At 67.9% G+C, this 21,822-nt stretch carries 20 protein-coding genes; 5 read left to right on the top strand and 15 right to left on the bottom strand.

Features of this window, described 5'->3' with window-relative positions; all coding sequences use genetic code 11:
• Positions 1–34 precede the first annotated feature (34 nt).
• From HW466_RS17945 to HW466_RS17930, 4 genes are read right to left on the bottom strand one after another with little or no spacing between them, the layout of a single operon-like run.
• Positions 35–1,276: a multifunctional CCA addition/repair protein gene (locus HW466_RS17945; RefSeq protein ID WP_059771807.1), complete on the bottom strand. Its 1,242-nt coding sequence runs from the start codon at positions 1,274–1,276 to the stop codon at positions 35–37.
• Positions 1,273–1,920: a glutathione S-transferase family protein gene (locus HW466_RS17940; RefSeq protein ID WP_059542543.1), complete on the bottom strand. Its 648-nt coding sequence runs from the start codon at positions 1,918–1,920 to the stop codon at positions 1,273–1,275. Before HW466_RS17940 ends, HW466_RS17945 begins: the two co-directional genes overlap by 4 nt.
• Before the next feature lie 54 nt (positions 1,921–1,974).
• Positions 1,975–2,934 carry a complex I NDUFA9 subunit family protein gene (locus tag HW466_RS17935; RefSeq protein WP_060130638.1) on the bottom strand — a complete coding sequence of 320 codons (960 nt, stop codon included), beginning with the start codon at positions 2,932–2,934 and terminating at the stop codon, positions 1,975–1,977.
• A 57-nt stretch (positions 2,935–2,991) separates the two neighbouring features.
• Entirely contained in the window at positions 2,992–4,944 is a 1,953-nt protein-coding gene (locus tag HW466_RS17930) for a lytic transglycosylase domain-containing protein (protein WP_060348134.1), read from the bottom strand.
• Positions 4,945–4,952: 8 nt separating this feature from the next.
• On the opposite strand from HW466_RS17930, the gene HW466_RS17925 reads away from it, so the two are divergent.
• The gene (locus HW466_RS17925) at positions 4,953–5,567 is read left to right on the top strand and encodes a 5-formyltetrahydrofolate cyclo-ligase (protein ID WP_174905928.1); all 615 of its coding nucleotides are present in this window, start codon (positions 4,953–4,955) and stop codon (positions 5,565–5,567) included.
• Positions 5,568–5,635: 68 nt separating this feature from the next.
• Here HW466_RS17925 and HW466_RS17920 read toward each other — a convergent pair whose 3' ends face one another.
• Positions 5,636–6,148: a winged helix DNA-binding protein gene (locus HW466_RS17920; protein WP_059448486.1), complete on the bottom strand. Its 513-nt coding sequence runs from the start codon at positions 6,146–6,148 to the stop codon at positions 5,636–5,638.
• A gap of 148 nt (positions 6,149–6,296) precedes the next feature.
• Between HW466_RS17920 and pxpB the strand changes: the two genes are divergently transcribed.
• Genes pxpB through pxpA form a run of 3 tightly spaced genes read left to right on the top strand, consistent with a single transcriptional unit; the run spans position 6,297 to position 8,837 of the window.
• The gene (pxpB, locus tag HW466_RS17915; RefSeq protein ID WP_060130641.1) at positions 6,297–6,953 is read left to right on the top strand and encodes a 5-oxoprolinase subunit PxpB; all 657 of its coding nucleotides are present in this window, start codon (positions 6,297–6,299) and stop codon (positions 6,951–6,953) included.
• Positions 6,950–8,017 carry a 5-oxoprolinase subunit C family protein gene (locus HW466_RS17910; protein WP_059448484.1) on the top strand — a complete coding sequence of 356 codons (1,068 nt, stop codon included), beginning with the start codon at positions 6,950–6,952 and terminating at the stop codon, positions 8,015–8,017. The genes pxpB and HW466_RS17910 overlap by 4 nt, the downstream gene beginning before the upstream one ends.
• Positions 8,018–8,072: 55 nt before the next feature.
• Positions 8,073–8,837 carry a 5-oxoprolinase subunit PxpA gene (gene pxpA, locus HW466_RS17905; RefSeq protein WP_059448483.1) on the top strand — a complete coding sequence of 255 codons (765 nt, stop codon included), beginning with the start codon at positions 8,073–8,075 and terminating at the stop codon, positions 8,835–8,837.
• Positions 8,838–9,414: 577 nt separating this feature from the next.
• Here the strand turns inward: pxpA and HW466_RS17900 are convergent.
• The 10 genes from HW466_RS17900 to HW466_RS17855 all read right to left on the bottom strand — a co-directional run bounded on the left by HW466_RS17900 (position 9,415) and on the right by HW466_RS17855 (position 20,757).
• Entirely contained in the window at positions 9,415–10,560 is a 1,146-nt protein-coding gene (locus tag HW466_RS17900) for a TraB/GumN family protein (RefSeq protein ID WP_059805227.1), read from the bottom strand.
• Entirely contained in the window at positions 10,553–11,569 is a 1,017-nt protein-coding gene (locus HW466_RS17895; protein WP_059448481.1) for a peptide ABC transporter ATP-binding protein, read from the bottom strand. The genes HW466_RS17900 and HW466_RS17895 overlap by 8 nt, the downstream gene beginning before the upstream one ends.
• On the bottom strand, positions 11,566–12,564 hold the full coding sequence (locus HW466_RS17890; RefSeq protein WP_059448480.1) for an ABC transporter ATP-binding protein: 999 nt from the start codon (positions 12,562–12,564) through the stop codon (positions 11,566–11,568). Before HW466_RS17890 ends, HW466_RS17895 begins: the two co-directional genes overlap by 4 nt.
• A gap of 1 nt (position 12,565) precedes the next feature.
• Positions 12,566–13,483: an ABC transporter permease subunit gene (locus tag HW466_RS17885; RefSeq protein WP_059448479.1), complete on the bottom strand. Its 918-nt coding sequence runs from the start codon at positions 13,481–13,483 to the stop codon at positions 12,566–12,568.
• Between the two features lie 4 nt (positions 13,484–13,487).
• On the bottom strand, positions 13,488–14,498 hold the full coding sequence (locus HW466_RS17880; RefSeq protein ID WP_059448478.1) for an ABC transporter permease subunit: 1,011 nt from the start codon (positions 14,496–14,498) through the stop codon (positions 13,488–13,490).
• 118 nt (positions 14,499–14,616) lie between these two features.
• Positions 14,617–16,245, bottom strand: a complete 1,629-nt coding sequence (locus HW466_RS17875) for an ABC transporter substrate-binding protein (RefSeq protein ID WP_059504513.1) — start codon at positions 16,243–16,245, stop codon at positions 14,617–14,619.
• Positions 16,246–16,558: 313 nt separating this feature from the next.
• Positions 16,559–17,866 (bottom strand): MFS transporter, encoded by a 1,308-nt coding sequence (locus HW466_RS17870; protein ID WP_151005427.1) that lies wholly within the window; start codon positions 17,864–17,866, stop codon positions 16,559–16,561.
• A gap of 189 nt (positions 17,867–18,055) precedes the next feature.
• Entirely contained in the window at positions 18,056–18,367 is a 312-nt protein-coding gene (locus tag HW466_RS17865; protein ID WP_059448475.1) for a high-potential iron-sulfur protein, read from the bottom strand.
• 147 nt (positions 18,368–18,514) lie between these two features.
• Positions 18,515–19,624, bottom strand: a complete 1,110-nt coding sequence (locus tag HW466_RS17860) for an NAD(P)/FAD-dependent oxidoreductase (protein WP_059504511.1) — start codon at positions 19,622–19,624, stop codon at positions 18,515–18,517.
• Between the two features lie 152 nt (positions 19,625–19,776).
• Entirely contained in the window at positions 19,777–20,757 is a 981-nt protein-coding gene (locus HW466_RS17855; protein ID WP_059448473.1) for an AAA family ATPase, read from the bottom strand.
• Between the two features lie 227 nt (positions 20,758–20,984).
• Between HW466_RS17855 and HW466_RS17850 the strand changes: the two genes are divergently transcribed.
• Positions 20,985–21,704, top strand: a complete 720-nt coding sequence (locus HW466_RS17850; protein WP_174905927.1) for a nitroreductase — start codon at positions 20,985–20,987, stop codon at positions 21,702–21,704.
• Positions 21,705–21,822 lie beyond the last annotated feature (118 nt).

Here is a 21,822-nt window from a genome sequence, read left to right as displayed (position 1 = left end):
CGGGCGGCGCGCTCCGCCACCCGGCGCTCGTCCGTTATTCGGCGATCGCCAGCGCCTGCTTGACGGCCTCGATGCGCGCGCGATGCACGGCGTCCTTGATCTGCATCGCATCGTTGGCAAGGCCGCGCGCGATCGCGCCCGCGTCGACGCTGCGCGCCGCCACCAGCGCCACGCGCAGCCGCTCGGCCTGCGGATACGGCTGCGTGTCGAGCCCGAGCCGGCCGCGCGCATCCGATTCGCACGCCTGCAGCATCTCGGCGAAGCGCGCCGGCTTGCGCAGCGCGTCGCTGCGCTCGAAGAGCCGCACGAGCGCGGCCGCGCCCATTTCCATCACGCGATGCAGGTTGCCGTGCTCGCGCGCGACCACCAGCGCGAGATCGCGGCACTCGTTCGGCACGCGCAGCCGCTCGCACAGCGGCTTGATGAGATCGACGCTGCGCCCTTCGTGGCCGACATGGCGCGGCAGCACATCGGCGGGTGTGGTCGCCTTGCCGAGATCGTGCGTGAGCGCCGCGAAGCGCACCGGCAGCGAATAGCGCTGCTTCGCCGCGTAATCGACGACCATCATCACGTGCACGCCCGTGTCGACCTCCGGGTGGTAGTCCGCGCGCTGCGGCACGCCCCACAGCGCGTCGACCTCGGGCAGGATGCGCGCGAGCGCGCCGCACTCGCGCAGCACCGCGAACATCCGCGACGGCTTCGCCTCCATCAGCCCGCGCGCGATCTCCTGCCACACGCGCTCGGGCACCAGCGCGTCCGCTTCGCCCGCGTCGACCATCCGCCGCATCAGCGCGAGCGTGTCGTCCGCGACCGTGAAATCGGCGAAGCGCGCGGCAAAGCGCGCGATCCGCAGGATCCGCACCGGATCCTCGACGAACGCGTCGCCCACGTGCCGGAACACGCGCGCGCGCAGGTCGGCCTGTCCGTCGAACGGATCGATCACCGGGCCGACCAGCGCGCCTTCCGGGCTCACTTCGCGCGCCATCGCGTTGATCGTCAGGTCGCGCCGCGCAAGATCCTCCTCGAGCGTCACGTCCGGTGCGTAGTAGAACTGGAAGCCGTGATAGCCGGCCGCCGTCTTGCGTTCGGTGCGCGCGAGCGCGTATTCCTCCTGCGTGTCCGGATGCAGGAACACGGGGAAATCCTTGCCGACCGGCCGGAAGCCCTGCGCGACCATCTGCTCGGGCGTTGCGCCCACGACCACGTAGTCGCGGTCCTGCACCGGCACGCCGAGCAATTCGTCGCGGATCGCTCCGCCTACTGCGTAGATGTTCATGGCGTCGGTTCGTATTCGGCGATCACGTTGGTTTCGCGGCGCGCGGCATCGATCCAGCGTTGCACCGCCGGCAGCGCCGTCACACGCGCGGCATAGCCGGCTGCCTCCGGCGACAGCGCCGGCGCATACGTGTTGAAACGCATCACGACCGGCGCATACATCGCATCGGCGATCCCGAATTCACCGAACAGGAACGGGCCGCCCGATGCCTCGATGCATGCGCTCCACAGCGCGTCGATGCGCGCGACGTCGGCGAGCGCCTCGGGCGTCGCGCCGCGCCCCGGCATCGACGCGCGCACGTTCATGCCCATGTCCGTACGCAGCGCGGCGAAGCCCGAGTGCATCTCGGCCGAGATGCAGCGCGCATGCGCGCGGTCGAGCGGATCGGCCGGCCACATCGGGAATTGCGGATAACGCTCGGCGAGCGTCTCGGCGATCGCGAGCGAATCCCAGATCGCAAAGCCGTGGTCGTCGATCAGGCACGGCACCTTGCCGGTCGGCGAATACTCGCGGATGCGCGCGGCCGTGTCGTCGCGGCGCAGCTCGATCGCGATCTCGTCGAACGGGATGCCGAAATGCGCGAGCAGCAGCCACGGCCGCATCGACCACGACGAGTAATTCTTGTCTCCAATGACGAGTTTCATGGCGGGGTTCCGAAAAGCGCGTAGGTGAATAACGGAAGCGACGGCCCGCGACGCCTAGCGGCGCGAGCGGAACCAGTCGAAGCGTGAGCGCCGCGCGGCATGGCCGAGATACGCGGGCGCGATGCTCTCGAGACTCGCGGGCGCGATCCCGAGTTCCGGCGCGAGCGGCCCGGACAGCACGTTCGGCACCGACATCGACGCAAGATTGTCGCGCGTGATCACCGGCTCGCCGGGCAGGCATTCGAACACGCGCGCCTGCAACTGCGCAAGCGCGTCGGGCAGGCGCACGATGCGTGCCTGCCGGCCGACCAGCGTGCCGCAATAGCGCACCAGCTGCTCGAGCGTATAGACGGTCGGGCCGCCGAGCTCGTAGGTCTTGCCATGCGCTGCCGCGAGATCGAGCGTGTTGACGAATGCGCGCACCACGTCGCCGACGAACACCGGCTGGAATTGCGCGTCGGGCATCGCCAGCGGCAGTACCGGCAGCGTGCGCTGCAGGTTCGCGAAGGTGTTCAGGAACGCGTCGCCGGGGCCGAACACGACCGACGGGCGGAAGATCGTCAGCGCGAGCGAATCGGTCGCCGCGACCGCATGCAGCGCGGCCTCGCCGTCGCCCTTCGAGCGCTGGTACATGCTCGGGCCTTGCGAATCGGCGCCGAGCGCGCTCATGTGCAGCACGCGCCGCACGCCGACTTCGACGCACGCGGCGGCCAGCGCGGCCGGCAGCGCGACGTGCGCGCGCGCGAACCCGGGCCCGTAAGGCGTGCCGCGGCCGCCGTGCAGCACGCCGACGAGGTTGACGGCCGCATGCGCGCCGGCGACGAACCGCGCGAGCGTGCGCGTATCGAGCGCGTCGAGCTCGACGATCTCGATCGGCAGCATCTGCAGGTGGCGCGCATGCTCGCGCCGCCGCGTGCCGATCCGCACCTGCTTGCCGGCATCGATCAGCGCATTGACGAGCCGGCTGCCGATGAAGCCGGTGCCGCCCAGCAGCGCGACGGTCTGGCGATCCATGATGGTGACCTCAAAAGAACACTGCCGCGTCTCGCGCGGCAGTGTGAAGATTGCGGATCAGGGCGAGATCATGCCTAGACGCTTCTTCAACGATTGCGGTTTGCCCTCGAAGAGCGCCGCGTAATAGACGGTATTCGACAGCACGTTCTTCACGTAGTCACGCGTCTCGTTGAACGGAATCGTCTCCGCGAAGATCGCGCCTTCGACCGGCTGCGTCAACACCTGGCGCCACTGGCGCGGCCGGCCCGGGCCCGCGTTGTAGCCGGCCGTCGCCAGCACCGGCGAGCTGTCGAAGTTGTTGTAGATGTCCGCCAGATACCAGGTGCCGAGCTGGACGTTGGTATTGATGTCGTGCATCTGCGCGCGCGTGATCGTGCCCATCCCGAGCTTCTTCGCGACGAGCTGCGCGGTGGCCGGCATCAGCTGCATCAGCCCGCCCGCGCCGACCGACGAACGCGCGTTCGTGATGAAGCGCGACTCCTGGCGGATCAGCCCGTAGGCCCATTCGATGTCGAGGCCGCTCGACTGCGCGTAGCGCTCGACGATGTCGCGGTACGGCGACGGGTAGCGCAGCGTGAAGTCGTGCTCGGCCTTCGTGCGGTCGGCCGTGTTCACCGTGCGGTCGAGCAGGTCGATGCGCTTGCCGTATTCGGCGGCCGCGAGCAGCTGGCGATCGGTCATCCCGCGCAGCGGCCAGTTCCATTCGCGGTTGCCTTCGAGGCGCAGGTTCAGCCCGTAGAAGCGTTGCGCGAGCGCGAAGCCGGGGATCTTGCTCATCGCATCGACGTCGGCGTCGCTCACCTTCGTGCGCGGCGGGATCGACGTGCGCTGGCCCAGCTCCTCGCCGGCAAGCTGCCCGTAGAAGTTGAACTGGCCCGCGACCTGCTCGAATTCCTGGTTCGCCTGCAGCGTGTCGCCGCTCTGCTTGAGCGCGCGCGCATGCCAGTAGATCCATGCCGGATCGCTGCGCAGCGACGGCGGCATCTGTTCGATCGACCAGCGCACCATCGGCCAGTTGCCGGCGAGCAGCGCGGCGCGCGTGCGCCATTCGTAACCCGGGTTCGACAGCGGTGCGTTCGCGGATTTCGCATACCAGACCGATGCGAGCGGCGAGCGCTTGATCGCGCCCTGGTAGCCGATCGCGCCCCACGCGATCGCCTGCTCCTGCTTCGTCAGCGAGCCGGCGACCGACGTCAGCATCCCCGCTGCGGCGTCCGGGTCGTTGCGCGCCATGCGGCCGAGCGCGATCAGCGCGAGCTGGTGCGAGGCCGCGTCGGGGCCGATGCCGCGCGCGAGATACAGCGGCGGCGCGCTGGTCGCCTGGTCGAAGCCGGCCGGCCGCGCGCCGAGCGCGTCGACGATCTTCCCGCCGAGCGTCGTGTAGTTCTGCTCGTACGCGAGGCGGGCCTGCTGCCACACGTCGTCGCTCGTGAACTGCTGGTTGACGGTGAGCGCCGTAATCAGGTCGACACAGGCGTCGCCGTAGTATTTCGGCTCGACGAGCAGCGCGCGCGCCGCATCCGCGACGTTCTCGCCGCGCGCCGCGCGCGATTCGAGCGCGTAGCACTTGACCTGCGTGTCGTCGTCGAGCACGAAGCGCTTGTATTGATCGTCGAAGCTGCGCCAGTCGTGGCGCGCGCCGAGCACGAGCAGGTAGTCGTTGCGCAGGCGGTCGGCGATCGCCTGGCCGTCGTAGCGCTGCAGGAACGACTGCACGGGAGCGTCGGGGGCATCGACACGTGCGCGGCCCGTCGAATCGAACAGCTGCGGCTTGATCTGGAAATACTCGACGTAGGACGGAACCGGATAGTTCGGAATCATCGCCGCGAGCTGCGCGGCCTTCGCGGCGTCGTTGCGGCGCGCGGCTTCGCGCAGCTGCACGAAGATCTGGTCGTCCCCGGCGAGCGTGTCGTCATTCGGCGCGGCGCACGCGGCCGTGCCCGCGACGAGCGCGGCGGCCGAAAGCGCGAGCGCGACCGCGCGATATACTCGGAAAAGGCTGTTCGACATCGTTTTGAATGGAGCACGAAGTGAGCGAAAGCATAGCATGCAACCCTGTGCCGAACCCGAAGGTTGCACTGCGCAAAACGCTGTCCGGCGCGCGTCGCGACGCCGCGTCGCAGCCCGCCGCGAACGCCGCGCTCGACGCGCGGCTGCGCCTGTTGCTCGAGCGGCTCGCGCCGCGCACGATCGGTTTCTACTGGCCGCTGCCGGGCGAATTCGACGCACGCGACGCGGTGCTCGCGTGGTCGGCGGCAGGCTCCGGTCGCCGTGTCGCGCTGCCGGTGATCGGCGAGAAGCACACGCCGCTCGCGTTCCATGCGTGGAATGCGCACACGCCGATGCGCGAAGGGCATCACCGGATTCCGGAGCCGGCGTCGGGCGTCGTCGTCGTGCCCGACCTGTTGCTGATTCCGTGTGTGGGATTCGATCTCCAGCGCTACCGGCTAGGCTATGGCGGCGGCTATTACGACCGCACGCTCGCGATGTGGCCGGGCACGGCGCTGCCGGTGACGGTCGGCATCGCGTATGAAGCGTGCCGCGTGGATGCGCTGCCGGCCGAAGCGCACGATCTCGCGATGCAGTGGATCGTGACCGACGGCGCGCTTTACCCGGACCCGGCCGCCGGATGACGCGGCGCGCGACGTCGCTCGAGCGGCATGCCGCGCGTCACCGCGTTCGTCGTCCCGTCCGCAATCGTTTACAGCGACGCCGCCGCGCGCGCGGCCGTGTCGTAGAGGCCCGAGGCGTGGCGCAGCAGCTGCGCCGCGTCGCCGATCTGCTCGTTGGTGAGGCCGCTGTCCTTGAGCGTCTCGATCAGGCAATGCTCGCGCACCTCCCGATACTTCAGGCAGAGCTCGCGGCCCGCCTCGGTCGCGAAGAAGAACACTTCCTTGCCGCTCTTCTCGCTCTTCACGTAGCCGCGCGCGATCAGTTTTTTCAGCGCATAGGTGGCGACGTGCGTATCCTCGATATTGAGCACGAAGCAGATGTCGGCGAGCTTCTTCTTGCGTTCGCGATGGCTGACGTGGTGCAGCAGCGACACCTCGACCGCCGTCATGTCCTTCGCGCCGGCGGCCGACATGCAGCGCACCATCCATCGGTTGAATGCGTTGCCGGCCATGATGAGCCCGTATTCGAGTTCCGACAGCTCCGCGCTCGAATCGGAAACGAGGTGTTCGGATGACACGATCTTGGTCGCAGGACGCTTCATGGAAAGGCGGCGCAAGCCGGATGACAGGGTGTGCCGAGTGTACGCCAGAAGCCCGGCCATACGGGCTAGGCGAAAACGCTTATTGGGAAGTTGTCGATATTTTATTGACAATGTGCGCTAACATTGCCGTCCGAACCGTGCCAGTCCGATGACGCAACCCCGCATTTATCCGCTCGGCGATGCCGCCCTCGTCTGCGAGGTGCCGCCGCCCGCCACGCTCGATTGCCAGCGCCGCGTCTGGGCCGTCGCCGAGGCCGCGCGCGCGTGGCCCGACGTGATCGACGTCGTGCCGGGCATGAACAATCTGACGATCGTATTCGATGCGCTCGCCGCGACGGCCGAGTCGCTCACGCCGGCGCTGCGCGACGCGTGGGAAACCGCCGACGTCGAGCACGCGGACGGCCGCGAGATCGAGATTCCGGTCCAATACGGCGGCGCTGCCGGCCCCGACCTCGCGGCCGTCGCCGCGCATACCGGGCTGTCGGCCGACGAAGTCGTCGCGCGGCACGCCGCCGGCGAATACGTCGTGTTCTTCATCGGCTTCCAGCCGGGCTTCGCGTATCTCGGCGGCCTCGATGCGTCGCTGCACACGCCGCGCCGCGCGGCGCCGCGGCTCGAAGTGCCGGCCGGCTCGGTCGGCATCGGCGGCGCGCAGACGGGCATCTACCCGGCCACGTCGCCCGGCGGCTGGCAGCTGATCGGCCGCACGTCGCACGTGCTGTTCGACCCGGCGCGCCCGCAGCCGACGCTGCTGCTGCCCGGCGACCGCGTGCGCTTCACCATTGCCGGAGTCGACGCGACATGACCCAGAACTCAGCACCGGGCACGATCGAGGTCGTCCGCGCCGGCCCGCTGTCGACCGTGCAGGATCTCGGCCGCCGCGGCATGCGCCATCTCGGCGTCGCGCAGGGCGGCGCGCTCGACGGCCTCGCGCTCGAAGTCGGCAACCGGCTGGTCGGCAACCGCCCCGACGCGGCGGCGGTCGAAATCACGATCGGCCCGGCCGCGTTCCGCTTCACGCGCGCGACGCGCATCGCGATCACCGGCACCGAGTTCGGCGCGACGCTCGACGGCAAGCCCGTGTATTCGTGGTGGAGCCTGCCGGTCGACGCCGGGCAGACGCTCGTGCTGCCGGCCGCGAAGCGCGGGATGCGCGGCTACCTGTGCATCGCGGGCGGCATCGACGTGCTGCCGATGCTCGGCTCGCGCAGCACCGATCTCGCGTCGCGCTTCGGCGGGCTCGGCGGCCGCGCGCTGCGCGACGGCGATCGGCTTCCGGTCGGTGTGCCGCCGGCCGGCGCCGGCTGCCTCGCGGCCGATGCGCCCGAATTCGGCGTGAAGGCGCCCGCGTGGTGCGCGTTCGTGCGCGTCGACGAGCCGCCGCGCCGCCACCGGCCCGCGCATGCGCCGTGGGCGATGCCCGTGCGCGTGCTGCCGGGCCCCGACTACGCGTCGTTCGCGGCCGACGCCCAGCAGGCGTTCTGGGACGAGGAATGGCTCGTCACCGCGAACAGCAACCGGATGGGCTATCGGCTCGCCGGCGCCGAGCTGGTGCGCGAGCGGCCGGTCGAGCTGCTGTCGCACGCGGTGCTGCCCGGCACGATCCAGGTGCCGCCGAACGGCCAGCCGATCGTGCTGATGCACGATGCGCAGACCACCGGCGGCTACCCGAAGATCGGCACGGTGATCCGCGCGGATCTCTGGAAACTCGCGCAGGCGCGGCTCAATCTGCCGATCCGCTTCGTGCGCACGACACCCGATGCCGCGCGCGCCGCCCTGAGCGCTGAACGTGCCTATCTGCGGCAGATCGACGTTGCGATCGAGATGCGCGAGGAGACCCGCCGCCGCGCGCAATCGCGCGCGGCGTGACAATGGCGGAAGCAGGACGAAGGACGCGCCACGCCATCAGTGGACGAGGAACATCATGGAAATCGATCTGAATGCCGATCTCGGCGAAGGATGCGGATCGGACGAGGCGCTGCTCGACCTCGTCACGTCGGCGAACATCGCGTGCGGCTGGCATGCAGGCGGCGCCAACGCGATGCGCGACTGCGTGCGCTGGGCCGTGCAGAAGGGCGTGTCGATCGGCGCGCATCCGAGCTTTCACGACCCGGAGAATTTCGGTCGCAAGGAAATGCAGTTGCCGGCGAGCGACATCTATGCGGGCGTGCTGTACCAGCTCGGCGCGCTGTCGGCGATCGCGCAGGCCGAGGGCGGCCGCATCGCGCACGTGAAGCCGCACGGCGCGCTGTACAACCAGGCCGCGCGCGACCCGATGATCGCCGACGCGGTGGTGTCCGCGATCCACGACTTCGATCCGTCGCTTGCCGTGTTCGGGCTCGCGAACAGCGTGTTCGTCGCGGCCGCGCGGCACGCGGGGCTCGCCGCGGTGGAGGAAGTGTTCGCCGATCGCGGCTATCGCGCGGACGGCTCGCTGGTGCCGCGCAGCCAGCCCGGCGCGCTGATCGACGACGAGGAAGCGGTGCTCGCGCGCACGCTCGACATGGTGCGGGAGCGGCAGGTGCGGGCGGTGAGCGGCGAGTGGGTGCCGCTCAATGCGCAGACGGTCTGCCTGCACGGCGACGGCCCGCATGCGCTGGCGTTCGCGAAAAGGATTCGTGCGGCGCTGGAGGCGGCGGGAATCGATGTGGTGGCGCCGGGCGCGCTGGAGGCTGGCGAGGACGCGTGACGCGTCGTCTCGGCGAGCACGCCGCGCTGCCGCTCGAAGAATATCGCCGCACAAAAGAAAAAAGCGCCCTCGTGGCGCTTTTCCGTTGGCGCGATCGCTGCGGCTTCGCCGTCTGTCGATTCTCGCCCCCCGAAACCGTCTGTCGACGGTGACCGGAAAACCTTCCGGATTAAAAAACGTCCGCCGCCGCCCGATTTACTGCTTACCCCGGTTGGACGACGGAGCGTCGCTTATTCGCAAGTCGGCCTGCATGCCTTGTTGTTGTCCGACGATGGTTGGCCCCGCCGTACATGCAGACGCTTTCCGCGGCCGACACGTGTGCACCACGTGCCGGCAACGCGCTCACCCCGCGCTTTGTTTTCTGCTACCCCGTAGAACTTTTTCTATTCTTTTCATTTTTTCAACTTGTGGATCGAAGAATAGATATTGGCCGAACGGGATGTCAATCGTTTGAAACGCTATTTTCTGACGAATCGAGGGTTTTCCTTATCGAATCGCACGCCCATACAGGCGTTTGACGCTACGCGCGCAGCGTCGATCAAACAGGGGAGGATCGGTTCGGGCACGCCCGCGACGCTCAGTTCGCGTCGACGCTGTAACCTTGTTGACGCAACAATTCGAGCACGCCGCGCGGGCCGCCCAGATGCAGCGCGCCGATGGCGACGAATACCGGCCGGTTCGGCGCGGCGATTGCCGTCATCCGTGCAACGAAGCGCCGGTTGCGCTCGTACAGGATCTTGTTGTCGATCGACGCCGACAGCGTCTTCGAACGAGCCAGCCGCTCGCTCTTCGCGACCGCCCACGCGAAAATCGCATCGGCGTCGCCAATTTGCCACAGCCGGTGCAGCGCCTTGATGTCGTCGGCGTTCTGCGCGGGCGTCTGCACCATGTCCTGCGCGAGCATCTCGCGCTGCTCGGCGAGCGTCAGCCCGGTGAACGCGCGCATCTGCTCGGCCAGCGTCTCGAGCCCGATCACCCGGCCACCCTTCTTCTTCAGGAACACGTTCTGCAGTTGTGCCTCGGTGCCGTACTCGGTCTGCAGGCCGGCCGACAGCGAGTCGTAGGTCTCGACGACCAGCGCCGCCAGCCACGGCCGCATCCGGCGGATTTCCGCGAGCGCGGCCGGATTGCCGCGCAGGCGCCCCGCGAGGCGCTGCCACAGCGACTCCGGCAGCAGCCGCTGCAGGCACGGGTAGCGGCACACGCCGTATTTCGACACGTCGTCCTGCGATTCGAGCAGATCGTCGGGCGACAGCTCGAGCGCGAGCGTCGGCGATGCCGCGAGCGCGCCGAGAATGCGCGGCCGGAACGGCTGGGCGGGCGGATAGTCGGACGGGTCGCCCGTGTGCAGCGTGCCGAGCACGTACAGCGTGACCTTGCCCTTGGTCGCCACGTAGAACGGCATGCGCGCGGGCTGCACGCGAACCGTGCCGCGCGCGACCGTGCCGTTGGACACGGAAGGCGCGTGGAAGCCCGGCAGGCTCATGCCGGGCGGCGGAACCTGCGACGTATGGATCGGCGAACTGGCCGGCGCACGCCCTTCGGCACGCGCGGCCCCGACGGGAACGACGAGGCCGGCCGCGACGCACGCGCCGGCCAGCGCCGCGCCCGTGACCGTGCGCACGCTCCAGCGCCGTGCGTTGCGGCACGCGCGCATCATCCGCGCGCGGCCGGCCCCCGAACGGCGCACGCCGGACGCGCGCGCCGCCAAACCATCAGGCATTCGCCTCCCCCACCTCCTCGGCGCGATGGCAGGCCACGCGGCGTCCGTCGACGTCGCGCAGCTGCGGTTCCTCGACACGGCAGCGCTCGACCGCGTACGGGCAGCGCTGGTGAAACGCGCAGCCGGACGGCGGATTGAGCGGCGACGGCAGCTCGCCCTGCAGCTTGATCTGAACGCGGCGGTCTTCCTCGAAGATCGCCGGCGTCGCCGACATCAGCGCGCGCGTGTACGGATGGCGCGGACGTGCGTAGATCGTCGCCTTGTCGCCGAGCTCGGCGACGCTGCCGAAGTACATGACCATCACGTCGTCGGCGACGTGCTCGACCACCGACAGGTTGTGCGAGATGAACACGTAGCTCGTCTTGAACTGCTCCTGCAGATCCATGAAGAGGTTCAGGATCTGCGCCTGGATCGACACGTCGAGCGCGGACACCGGCTCGTCGGCGACGACGATCCGCGGATCGAGGATCATCGCGCGCGCGATCGCGACCCGCTGGCGCTGGCCGCCCGAGAACATGTGCGGATAGCGCTTCGCGTGCTCGGGCCGCAGGCCGACCGTGCGCATGATCTGCGCGATGCGCGCCGCGCGTTCGGCGGCCGTCAGGTTCGCGTTGATCTCGAGCGGCTCGGACAGCGTCTGCTCGACCGTCTTGCGCGGGTTCAGCGACGCGAACGGATTCTGGAACACCATCTGCACGCGGCGGCGCAGGTCGGCGACCGTCTCGCGGCTCGCGCCGGCCACGTCCTTGCCGTCGATCGTCAGGTGACCCGACGTGGGTGTTTCGATCATCGTGAGCTGGCGCGCGAGCGTCGACTTCCCGCAGCCGGATTCGCCGACGACGGCGAGCGTCTTGCCGCGCTTCAACGAGAACGACACGCCGTTGAGCGCCTTCACCGTGCCCTGCCCGAACATCCCGCGCTTGACCGTGTAGTGCTTCGCGAGCCGATCGGCGACCAGCACCGCTTCCTCGTCGTGCGGCGTGGCGCGGACTTCCTTATCTGCATTCATCGTGCGCCTCCCGTCAGGTCGAGGTTGGAAACATTGAGCGGCTTGATGCAGCGCGCACGCATCGCATCGTTGGCCGGCACCAGCGTATCGAGCGCCGGACGTGCCTTGCGGCAATCGTCGACGACGTACTTGCAGCGCGGCGCGAACAGGCACCCGGACGGGCGATCATCGCGGCCGGGCACCATGCCCGGCAATGCGGCAAGGCGACGCGCCCCCTGATTGTGCTCGGGAATCGCCGCGAGCAGCGCTTCGGTGTACGGATGATGCGGCGCACGGAAGATGTCCGGCACGCGATTGGTCTCGATGATCTCGCCCGCATACATCACCGCGACGCGCTGCGCGACTTCCGATACGACGGCGAGGTCGTGCGAGATCAGCACGAGCGCCATCCCGCGCTCCTTCTGCAGCTTCACGAGCAGATCCATGATCTGCGCCTGGATCGTCACGTCGAGCGCGGTGGTCGGCTCGTCGGCGATCAGCAGCTTCGGGTTGCACGCGACCGCCATCGCGATCATCACGCGCTGGTTCATCCCGCCCGACATCTGGTGCGGGAACGCGGCGATGCGATTCTTCGCGTCGGGAATGCCGACCTGGTCGAGCAGCTCGAGCGCGCGCCGGTGCAGCGCGTCGCCGCGCAGGCCTTCGTGCAGCTTCAGCACTTCCTTGATCTGGTAGCCGACCGTGTAGCTCGGATTCAGGCTCGTCAGCGCGTCCTGGAACACCATCGCGATGTCCTTGCCGACGATCTTGCGGCGCGCCTTCGGCGACGCCTTCAGCAGATCCACGCCGTTGAACGTGACTTCGTCGGCCGTCACCTTGCCCGGTGCGTCGATCAGGCCCATCAGCGCCATCATCGTCACGCTCTTGCCGGAGCCCGATTCGCCGACGACGCCCACCACCTCGCCCGGCGCGATCGACAGGTTGATCCGGTCGACGGCGGGCAAGCCGTTGAAATTCACCGCGAGATTGCGGATGGTCAGGAGATTCTGGGTCATGTCAGGCCATCCGCTTCAGTTTGGGATCGAGCGCGTCGCGCAGCCCGTCGCCGAGCAGGTTGATCGCGAGCACCGAAATCAGGATCGACAGGCCGGGCATCGTCACGATCCACCATGCGTTGTCGATGTAGTCGCGCGCGGACGCGAGCATCGCGCCCCACTCGGCGGTCGGCGGCTGCACGCCGAGGCCGAGGAAGCCGAGCGCGGCGGCGTCGAGGATGGCCGACGAGAAGCCGAGCGTCGCCTGCACGATCAGCGGTGCCGTGCAGTTCGGCAGCACCTGCGAGAACATCAGGCGCAGCGTGCCGGCACCGGCCACGCGCGACGCCGTCACGTATTCCTTCTGCAGCTCGCCGAGCGCGGATGCGCGCGTGAGACGCACGTAGGCCGGCAGCGCGACGATCGCGATCGCGAACATCGTGTTGGTGAGGCCCGGGCCGATGATCGCGACGACCGCGACCGCGAGCAGCAGCGACGGCAGCGCGAGCAGCACGTCCATGATGCGCATCACCGGCGTGTCGGCCCATTTCTGGAAGAACGCGGCGACCAGCCCGAGCACGATGCCGGGAATCAGCGCGAGCACGACCGACACGAAGCCGATCCAGAACGACATGCGCGCGCCGAACATCAGGCGCGAAAGGATGTCGCGGCCCGCTTCGTCGGTGCCGAGGATGAATTGCCAGTTGCCGCCCGCGAGCCATGCGGGCGGGATCTTCACGTAGTCGCGGTATTGCTCGACCGGGCTGTGCGGCGCGATCAGCGGCGCGAGGATCGCGACCAGGATCAGCAGCAGCACGACGATGCCGGCGCCGACGGCGCCGCGGTTGCGCGAGAAGTTGGCCCAGAACTCGCGCAGCGCGAGCGCACGGCCGCCGGCCGGCGCGGATTCGCTCGGCAGGGTGTTTTGCAGATTGCTCATGGAATTACCTCGTGTGGCGGATGCGCGGATTCAGCACGCCGTACAGCAGGTCGACGACCAGGTTCACGACGATCACGAGCGTCGCGATCAGCAGGATGCCGCCCTGGACGACCGGATAGTCGCGGCGGCCGATCGCATCGATCAGCCACTTGCCGACGCCGGGCCACGAAAAGAGCGTCTCGGTCAGCACGGCGCCAGCAAGCAGCGTGCCGATCTGCAGGCCGATCACGGTGACGACCGGGATCAGCGCGTTGCGCAGCGCATGCACGACGACCACGCGCGCGGGCGACAGCCCCTTCGCGCGGGCGGTGCGGATGTAGTCCTCGCGCAGCACTTCGAGCATCGACGAGCGCGTCATCCGCGCGATCACCGCGAGCGGGATCGTGCCGAGCACGATGGACGGCAGGATCAGATGGCTGAGCGCCGACTTGAATGAGCCTTCGTCCGGCGCGAGCAGCGCGTCGATCAGCATGAAGCCCGTAGGATGCGGGAAGTCGTATTCGACCGCGATGCGCCCCGACACGGGCGTCCAGCCGAGGTATGACGAAAACACCATGATGAGGATCAGCCCCCACCAGAAGATCGGCATCGAATAGCCGGTGAGCGCGGTGCCCATCACGCCATGATCGACGACCGAGCCGCGCCGCAGCGCCGCGATCACGCCGGCCGGCAGCCCGACCACGAGCGCGAACACGAGCGCGCAGAGCGACAGCTCGACGGTGGCCGGGAAGCGCGCGAAGAATTCGCCCGCGACGCTGGTGTTGGTGATGATCGACGTGCCGAGGTCGCCATGCAGCGCCCGGCCGATGTAGTGGACGTACTGCAAGGGCAGCGGCTGGTCGAGCCCGAGGCGTTTCATCGCCTCTGCATGCATCGCGGGATCGACGCCGCGCTCGCCCATCATCACTTCGATGGGATCGCCCGGTATCAGGTGAATCAGCGCAAACGCCAGGATGGTGATGCCGATGAAGGTCGGAATCACCATGCCCACGCGGCGCAACACGAATGTGAACATGATGCGTCTCGTATTTTCTCGTGGGAAATGTGCGACCGGCGACGAGGGGCTTTTGGCCCCTCGCCGCCGGATGAGTTCAAGCCGGTCTTCTCGATGACGACAGCTTACACGGGCCGCGTTACTTCACGCCGACTCCGTCGAAGCGCGCATAGCCGAGCGGCTCGATGCGCATGTCGACCACGTTCTTGCGTACCGGCTGGTAGACCGTCGAGTTCGCGATCGGCGAGAACGGCAGCTGCTGCGCGAAGATCTGCTGCGCCTGCATGTAGATCTTCGTGCGCGCGTCCTGGCCCGTCGTCGTGCGACCCTTCTGGATCAGCTCGTCGAACGGCTTGTAGCACCAGTGCGAGAAGTTGTTGCCTTTGATCGCCTCGCAGCCGAGCAGCGTGCCGAGCCAGTTGTCGGGGTCGCCGTTGTCGCCCGTCCAGCCGATCAGCATCGTGTCCTGCTCGCCCGTATGCGCGCGCTTGATGTACTCGCCCCACTCGTACGTGACGATCTTCGCCTTCACGCCGATCTTCGCCCAGTCGGCCTGGATCATCTCGGCCATCAGGCGGGCGTTCGGGTTGTATGCGCGCTGCACCGGCATCGCCCACAGCGTGATGTCGAACCCGTTCGGATAGCCGGCCTTCGCGAGCAGCGCCTTCGCCTTCGCGGTGTCGTTCGGCGCCATCTTCAGGTTCTTGTCGTACGACCATTGGGTCGGCGGCATCGGTGCGTTCGCGGCCTGGCCCGCACCCTGATAGACGGATTCGAGGATCGCCTTCTTGTTGATCGCCATGTCGAGCGCCTGACGCACTTCGAGCTTGTCGACCGGCTTGTGCTCGACGTTGTACGCGAGGTAGCCGAGGTTGAAGCCCGGCTGCGACGGCATGTCGATGCCCGAGTCGGCCTTCAGCGTCGCGATGTCGGCCGGGCGCGGATAGCTCATCACCTGGCACTCGTTGCGCTTGATCTTCTGCACGCGCACGCCCGGGTCGGGCGTGATCGAGAAGATCAGCTTCGAGATCTTCACTTCGCCCTTCTTCCAGTAGTCAGGATTCCCGTCGAAACGGATCGTCGCATCCTTCGTGTAGCTGCGGAAGATGAACGGGCCCGTGCCGACCGGCTTCTGGTTGATGTCGGCGGCCTTGCCGGCCTTCATCAGCTGATCGCCGTATTCGGCCGACAGGATCGACGCGAATTCCATCGCCATGTTCTGGATGAACGGCGCGTTCGGTTCGGCCAGCGTGAACTTCACGGTGTACGGATCGACCTTCTCGACCTTCGTGATCAGCTTGTCGAGGCCCATGTCGGTGAAGTACGGGAACGACACCGGGTAAGCCTTGCGGAACGCCTGGTTCGGATCGAGCATGCGCTCGAACGTGAACACGACGTCGTCCGCGTTGAATTCGCGCGTCGGCTTGAAGAAGTCGGTCGTGTGGAACTTCACGCCATGGCGCAAGTGGAACGTGTACACCTTGCCGTCGGACGAGACGTCCCACTTCTCGGCGAGGCCCGGCTCGACCTTGGTGCCGCCGCGCTCGAATTCGACGAGACGGTTATAGACGGTGAACGTGGCGGCGGTGAAATCGACGCCGGTCGTGAATTGCGCGGAATCGAAACCCGCCGGGCTGCCTTCTGAGCAGTAGACGAGCGTTTTGTTCGGGATCTGTGCGAATGCAGAACCCGCGATGCCGAACGATGCCGCTGCCACGCCTGCCATGGCGGTAACACGCAGGGTGTGCAACAGACGGTTGTATTCCATGTTTCCTCCAGGTCTCCAGATCGGAACCGGTCCCCCAGGGGCCGGGTACGCGGGATATTACTTGAGCTAGCGATTTTGCAACAAGCTGGAGAAAAAACTCTTCTAGACGCATTTGCGCGGGTTTTTGCGGATGTCTCGCGCGCGCGAAAAGTGCGTCTGCGCGCGCGAGCGGCGAATTCGCTCATCCCGCGCGTGTTTCCTTCTACGAACTAAACAATTCGTACGCGGACGCGAACGATGGCCGCGCCGGTTTCGGGGCCAATGCGCGCATCATTGCAGCTTTCGCAACGATGGCCGCGCGGCGATGCAGCCGTCAGACCGGCGCGTCGAGATCCGCGCTGCGCGCGGGCACGAACGCGACCGCGACGATCGACAGCGCGAGCCCCGCCATCACGTAATAGGTCGGCGCGAGCGGCGTGCCCGTCGCCTTGATCAGCCACGTGACGATGAATTGCCCGAAACCGCCGAACAGCATCACCGCGACGTTGTACGCGATCGACAGCCCCGTCGAGCGCACGTTGGCCGGGAACAGCTCGGCGATCATCGCGCCGAACGGCCCGTAGTAGCCGGCGAGCGTCACCGACAGCACGGCCTGCACCGCGATCAGCCGCGCGATGCTCGGCGCCGCGTCGAGCCACGCGAACAACGGATACATCAGCGCGAGCGTCAGCACGAGCGACCACAGCGACAGGCCCTTGCGGCCGATGCGGTCCGACCACGCGCCCGCGACCGGCGACAGCACCATCAGCAGCAGGTTGCCGACGATCACCGCGTAGAACGATTCCGCATACGGCAGCTTGAGCTGCTTCACCGCGAAAGTGGGCAGATAGCTGATCAGCACGTAGATCGTCACCGTCAGCGCGATCACCGAACCGAGCCCGCACAGCACCTCGCGCGGATGGCGCGTGAACACTTCGCCGAGCGTCGCGCGGCGTGCGCTTTGCTGCGCATGCAGGAATGCTTCGGAATCCGCGAGATGACGGCGGATATAGAAACCGATCGGGCCGATCACGAGCCCGAGGATGAACGGTACGCGCCAGCCCCAGCTGCGCAGCGCGTCGTGCGACAGCCCGCGCGTGACGGCCGCGCCGACGAGCGCGCCGATCAGCAGTGCGGCCGCCTGGCTCGCCATCTGCCAGCTGCCGTAGAACCCGCGTTTCGAGAACGGCGCGGCTTCGATCAGCAACGCGGTCGCGCTGCCGAATTCGCCGCCCGCCGAGAAACCCTGCAGCAGGCGGCCGAGCACGATCAGCAGCGGGCCGCCGATGCCGATCGCCGCATAGGGCGGTGCGATCGCGAGCAGGAAGATGCCGGCCGTCATCAGCAGGATCACGAGCGACAGCGCGGCCTTGCGGCCCGCACGATCGGCGTACAGCCCGAACACGATGCCGCCGATCGGGCGCATGAAGAATGCGACGCCGAACGTCGCGGTGGTCAGCAGCAGCGACGAGTATTCACTGGTCGTCGGGAAGAACAGCTCGGCGATCACGACGGTCATGAAGCCGAAGACCGTGAAGTCGTACCACTCGAGCGCGTTGCCGATCACGGCCGCCGCGACTGCCCGCCGGTTCAGCGCACGCTCGGGCCGGACCGTTTTCGTTGAATTCGCAATCGTCGCCATGCGTGCCTCGTCCTCGTGGATTCGCCGTATCGGCCGGCGCGGCGCGGGATGCCGCGGGCGCGCTTGGTGTGCAGCGAGTGTAGAAAGCGACGGAACCGTTTTCAAGCATAAAAAAGCCCGCCATCGTCCGATGGCGGGCGTTTTGCGGTTTTCGCCACATTGCGGCATTGCACGATGCCGCCGCGGACGTCAGCCCATCTTCGAGAATGCGCTGCACCAGCCCTTCGCCGACACCTGCTTGCCGGGAAATGCGCCGCACGGGCCCGATGCCGAGCCCTTCTTGCCCTGGTACAGCATGCAGGCCGCGCAATCCTGGCCCGCTGCGTATTTCGGATACTTCGCCTTGTCGACCTTCGTGGCATCGGCCTTGTAGCCGAGCGCCACCGCGGTCGGATCCGTTTCCGACAGCATCGGCGCATCGGCCAGCGCTTCGCGCGACAGCGCCAGCGCGGACACGGCGCCAATGCTCGTAATCAGGAAACTCCGACGGGTTGCTTTCATGGGGACTCGCTCCAACGTTATCGGTTTGAAAGCCGTTCTGGCGACGGCGTTCGACAGAATAACGCTCAAGCGGACAAATGTGCGCGCCGAAATGCCGGAGATAAGGGATTTCACACGCCCGGCCCGCACGCGTGCAGGCCGCGTGCGTCATGCACGCGAGGTCATGTCGCCGACACGCTGCGCGAGTGCAAGCGATGCGGTCAGCCCCGGCGATTCGATGCCGAACAGGTTCACGAGCCCGCGCACGCCGTGCTGCGCCGCGCCCTGCACGATGAAGTCGGCCGGCGGCTCGCCGGGCCCCGCGAGCTTTGGCCGGATCCCCGCGTAGGCCGGCTGCAGTGCGTCGTCGGGCAACCCCGGCCAGTATGTGCGGATCGACGTGTAGAACGCCGGCGCGCGCGCCGGATCGACTTCGTAGCGCAACGCATCGACCCACTCGACGTCCGGGCCGAAGCGCGCCTGTCCGCCCAGGTCCAGCGTGAGATGCACGCCGAGCCCCGCGCGATCGGGCATCGGATAGACGAGGTGCGAGAACGGCGCGCGCCCGGACAGGCTGAAATAGTTGCCGCGCGCGAGATAGAGCGGCGGCACCCAGCGCGGGTCGAGCCCGCGCGTGCGGCGCGCGAGCGCCTGCGCGCCGAGGCCCGCGCTGTTGATCACGCACGCGGCCTCGATTTCGGTTGGCGCGTCGCCGCCGGTACGCACCACGAAACGTCCGCCGCGCAGCACGTCGATCGACTCGACCGGCGATTTCAGCGCGCACATTGCGCCGTCGCGCTCGGCGTCGCCGAGCAGCGCCAGCATCAGCTGGTGGCTGTCGACGATACCGGTGCTCGGCGAGAACAGCGCCTCCACGCATTCGAGCGCGGGCTCGAGCGTCTGGGCCTCGGCACGCGTGAGCGGCATGAGGTCGAGCACGCCGTTTTCCGCCGCGCGCGCGGCGATCGCCTTCAACTGCTTCACCTGCGCGGCGTTCGTCGCGACGAGCAGCTTGCCCACGCGCCGGTGCGGCACGTGACGTGCGTCGCAGAACTCGTACAGCAGGTCGCGCCCGTGCACGCAGGACGTTGCCTTCAGCGAACCGCGCGGGTAGTAGAGGCCCGCGTGAATCACCTCGCTGTTGCGCGAGCTCGTGCCCGTACCGATCGCATCGGCCGCCTCGAGCACGATGGTTTCGCGCCCGCGCGCGGCCAGTTCCCGCGCAATCGCAAGACCGACGACACCCGCGCCGATCACCACACAATCCATCTGCTCCATGACGTTTCGCGTCGCTTGCGCATCAAGGGGAGAGAAGAGAATTGTACGTCCCGGTTCGCCCGCTTGCCGAACGCATCCCGATCGCCCCGCACGCGTCGCGCGATGAACGCACGGCGCAACGCGTGCGGGGCGGCGACGCGCGCGCCGCCCGCTCAGAATCCGATCGGCCGGCGCTTCGCCGCGCCCTCGTCGGCGCGAATGTCCGACGGTGCGATCACGTCGCGGCCGTCGAGCCGCGCGGCGCCGAACGCATGCAGCAGCGCACGGCGCATCGTGCGCGGCGGCGTCGCGGCGAGCACGTCGAGCGCGTCGTCGTCGAGCGTGTCGGGGAAGCGCCGCCCCCACGCGTGCGACGTGCGGATCTCGTCGTAGATCGTCTGCGCGATCCGGCGCGCGCCGGCCGCGTCCGGCGGCGCGATCTCGTACACGTTCATCCGGTTCAGCAGCGGTTCGGGAATCGCGTGCGCATCGTTCGCGGTCGCGACCCAGATCACGTTGCCCGCATCGATCGGCACTTCGGCGAATTCGTCGACGAACGCGCGCGCGGTGTCGTGCTCGAGCAGCGCGTACAACGCGCCGAGCGGATCGTATTGCGCATCGCTGCCGGCCTTGTCGATCTCGTCGACCGCGATCACCGGGTTCGCATAGCTGCCGTTGACGAGCGCATCGAACACCTTGCCGGGCTTCGCGTTCTTCCATTGCGACGACGCGCCCGACAGGATCCAGCCGGCCGTCAGCGAACTCATCGGCACGTAGTGATACGCGGTGCCGAGCATGTGCGCGAGCGCCTTCGCGAAATGCGTCTTGCCGATACCGGGCGGCCCGAGCAGCAGGATCGGCATCAGTTCGAGCCGGTCGTCCGTCTCGAGGCACAGCGCGACCTGCTTGCGCACGTCCTCGAGCGGCTCGGTGAAATTGGGCAGCGCGTCGCCGAGCTCGTCGAACGACGGCATCCGGTTCGGCTTCACGCAAAAGCGCAGATTGCCCGTCTTGAGCATCCGCTCGTAGGTGGCGCGCAGTGCGTCGCTCGCGCTCTCGTTCAGGTCGTTCAATGCGGTCTCGACCTGCTCGAGGTCGTACACCGTGCTGAAGGATGCCACCGCCAGTTCCTGCTTCACCATCTCCGTCGTCATACCAACCTCGCTACCGCTGCCGTCACACGATCATCAGACCCTTACGATTTCAGTGTAGCGATCCCGCATCGACGTGCAAGCAAGCAGCCGCCCCGGTCTGCTGCTAACACCGCGGGCGCGCTGCAGCGCAGCGCCGCGCGGCGTATGATCGATGATTCACCGGCCGCCGCGCCGGCCTCGCCACGGCGCCCGCGCGGCGCCGCGCGCTTCGTTTCGAAGGTATGCCGATGTCCGTCTCCGTTGCCGTCCCGCGCGTCGACACCGATGCGATCCACGCCGTCGACGCCGCGCTCAAGTCGCGCCGCGCGATTCGCGCGTTCCTGCCGACGCCCGTGCCGCGCGACACGCTCGAGGCGATCCTCGAAGCCGCGAGCCGCGCGCCGTCGGGCACCAACATCCAGCCGTGGCGCGTGTACGTCGCGACCGGCGCGACGCGCGACGCACTCGCCGCGGCCCTGAGCGCGGCATACGACGATCCGGCGCGCGACGAGAAATACGTCGCCGAGTACGAATACTATCCGCGCGAATGGGTGTCGCCGTATATCGACCGCCGCCGCAAGGTCGGCTGGGACCTGTACGGCCTGTTGAACATCGGTCGCGACGAAAAGGCCCGCATGCACGCGCAGCACGCGCGCAACTTCCGCTTCTTCGATGCGCCCGTCGCGCTGTTCTTCACGCTCGATCGCGTGATGACGCACGGTGCATGGCTCGACTGCGGAATGTTCCTGCAGGGCGTGATGACGGCCGCGCGCGCACGCGGCCTCGACACCTGCCCGCAAGCCGCGGTCGTGCCGTTCCACCGGATCGTCGCCGAGCATCTCGGCATACCGGCCAACGAGTTGCTCGTCTGCGGGATGTCGCTCGGCCATGCCGATCCGGATGCGATCGAGAACCGCCTCGTCACCGAGCGCGCGAGCGTCGCCGAGTTCGCGCGCTTTTTCGCTTGAAAACGCGTGACGCGCACCTACCTTTCGATCAGGACCGGATCGTGCTGCGAACCTGCGGCGATGCATCCTGTCACACGACCGCCCGGATCGATCGGGCGTAAGATGTGCGTCCGTTTCC

The sequence above is a fragment of the Burkholderia territorii genome (genome assembly GCF_902833055.1).
GTDB classification, from domain to species: Bacteria; Pseudomonadota; Gammaproteobacteria; order Burkholderiales; family Burkholderiaceae; genus Burkholderia; species Burkholderia territorii.
This window is presented reverse-complemented; position numbering and strand designations above follow the sequence as displayed.

What these genes read in the sequence shown, in the direction of transcription:
- HW466_RS17945 (WP_059771807.1), bottom strand. Translation starts at nt 1,276, where the DNA reads ATGAACATCTACGCAGTAGGCGGAGCGATCCGCGACGAATTGCTCGGC.
- HW466_RS17940 (WP_059542543.1), bottom strand. Translation starts at nt 1,920, where the DNA reads ATGAAACTCGTCATTGGAGACAAGAATTACTCGTCGTGGTCGATGCGG.
- HW466_RS17935 (WP_060130638.1), bottom strand. Translation starts at nt 2,934, where the DNA reads ATGGATCGCCAGACCGTCGCGCTGCTGGGCGGCACCGGCTTCATCGGC.
- HW466_RS17930 (WP_060348134.1), bottom strand. Translation starts at nt 4,944, where the DNA reads ATGTCGAACAGCCTTTTCCGAGTATATCGCGCGGTCGCGCTCGCGCTT.
- HW466_RS17925 (WP_174905928.1), top strand. Translation starts at nt 4,953, where the DNA reads ATGGAGCACGAAGTGAGCGAAAGCATAGCATGCAACCCTGTGCCGAAC.
- HW466_RS17920 (WP_059448486.1), bottom strand. Translation starts at nt 6,148, where the DNA reads ATGAAGCGTCCTGCGACCAAGATCGTGTCATCCGAACACCTCGTTTCC.
- pxpB (WP_060130641.1), top strand. Translation starts at nt 6,297, where the DNA reads ATGACGCAACCCCGCATTTATCCGCTCGGCGATGCCGCCCTCGTCTGC.
- HW466_RS17910 (WP_059448484.1), top strand. Translation starts at nt 6,950, where the DNA reads ATGACCCAGAACTCAGCACCGGGCACGATCGAGGTCGTCCGCGCCGGC.
- pxpA (WP_059448483.1), top strand. Translation starts at nt 8,073, where the DNA reads ATGGAAATCGATCTGAATGCCGATCTCGGCGAAGGATGCGGATCGGAC.
- HW466_RS17900 (WP_059805227.1), bottom strand. Translation starts at nt 10,560, where the DNA reads ATGCCTGATGGTTTGGCGGCGCGCGCGTCCGGCGTGCGCCGTTCGGGG.
- HW466_RS17895 (WP_059448481.1), bottom strand. Translation starts at nt 11,569, where the DNA reads ATGAATGCAGATAAGGAAGTCCGCGCCACGCCGCACGACGAGGAAGCG.
- HW466_RS17890 (WP_059448480.1), bottom strand. Translation starts at nt 12,564, where the DNA reads ATGACCCAGAATCTCCTGACCATCCGCAATCTCGCGGTGAATTTCAAC.
- HW466_RS17885 (WP_059448479.1), bottom strand. Translation starts at nt 13,483, where the DNA reads ATGAGCAATCTGCAAAACACCCTGCCGAGCGAATCCGCGCCGGCCGGC.
- HW466_RS17880 (WP_059448478.1), bottom strand. Translation starts at nt 14,498, where the DNA reads ATGTTCACATTCGTGTTGCGCCGCGTGGGCATGGTGATTCCGACCTTC.
- HW466_RS17875 (WP_059504513.1), bottom strand. Translation starts at nt 16,245, where the DNA reads ATGGAATACAACCGTCTGTTGCACACCCTGCGTGTTACCGCCATGGCA.
- HW466_RS17870 (WP_151005427.1), bottom strand. Translation starts at nt 17,866, where the DNA reads ATGGCGACGATTGCGAATTCAACGAAAACGGTCCGGCCCGAGCGTGCG.
- HW466_RS17865 (WP_059448475.1), bottom strand. Translation starts at nt 18,367, where the DNA reads ATGAAAGCAACCCGTCGGAGTTTCCTGATTACGAGCATTGGCGCCGTG.
- HW466_RS17860 (WP_059504511.1), bottom strand. Translation starts at nt 19,624, where the DNA reads ATGGAGCAGATGGATTGTGTGGTGATCGGCGCGGGTGTCGTCGGTCTT.
- HW466_RS17855 (WP_059448473.1), bottom strand. Translation starts at nt 20,757, where the DNA reads ATGACGACGGAGATGGTGAAGCAGGAACTGGCGGTGGCATCCTTCAGC.
- HW466_RS17850 (WP_174905927.1), top strand. Translation starts at nt 20,985, where the DNA reads ATGTCCGTCTCCGTTGCCGTCCCGCGCGTCGACACCGATGCGATCCAC.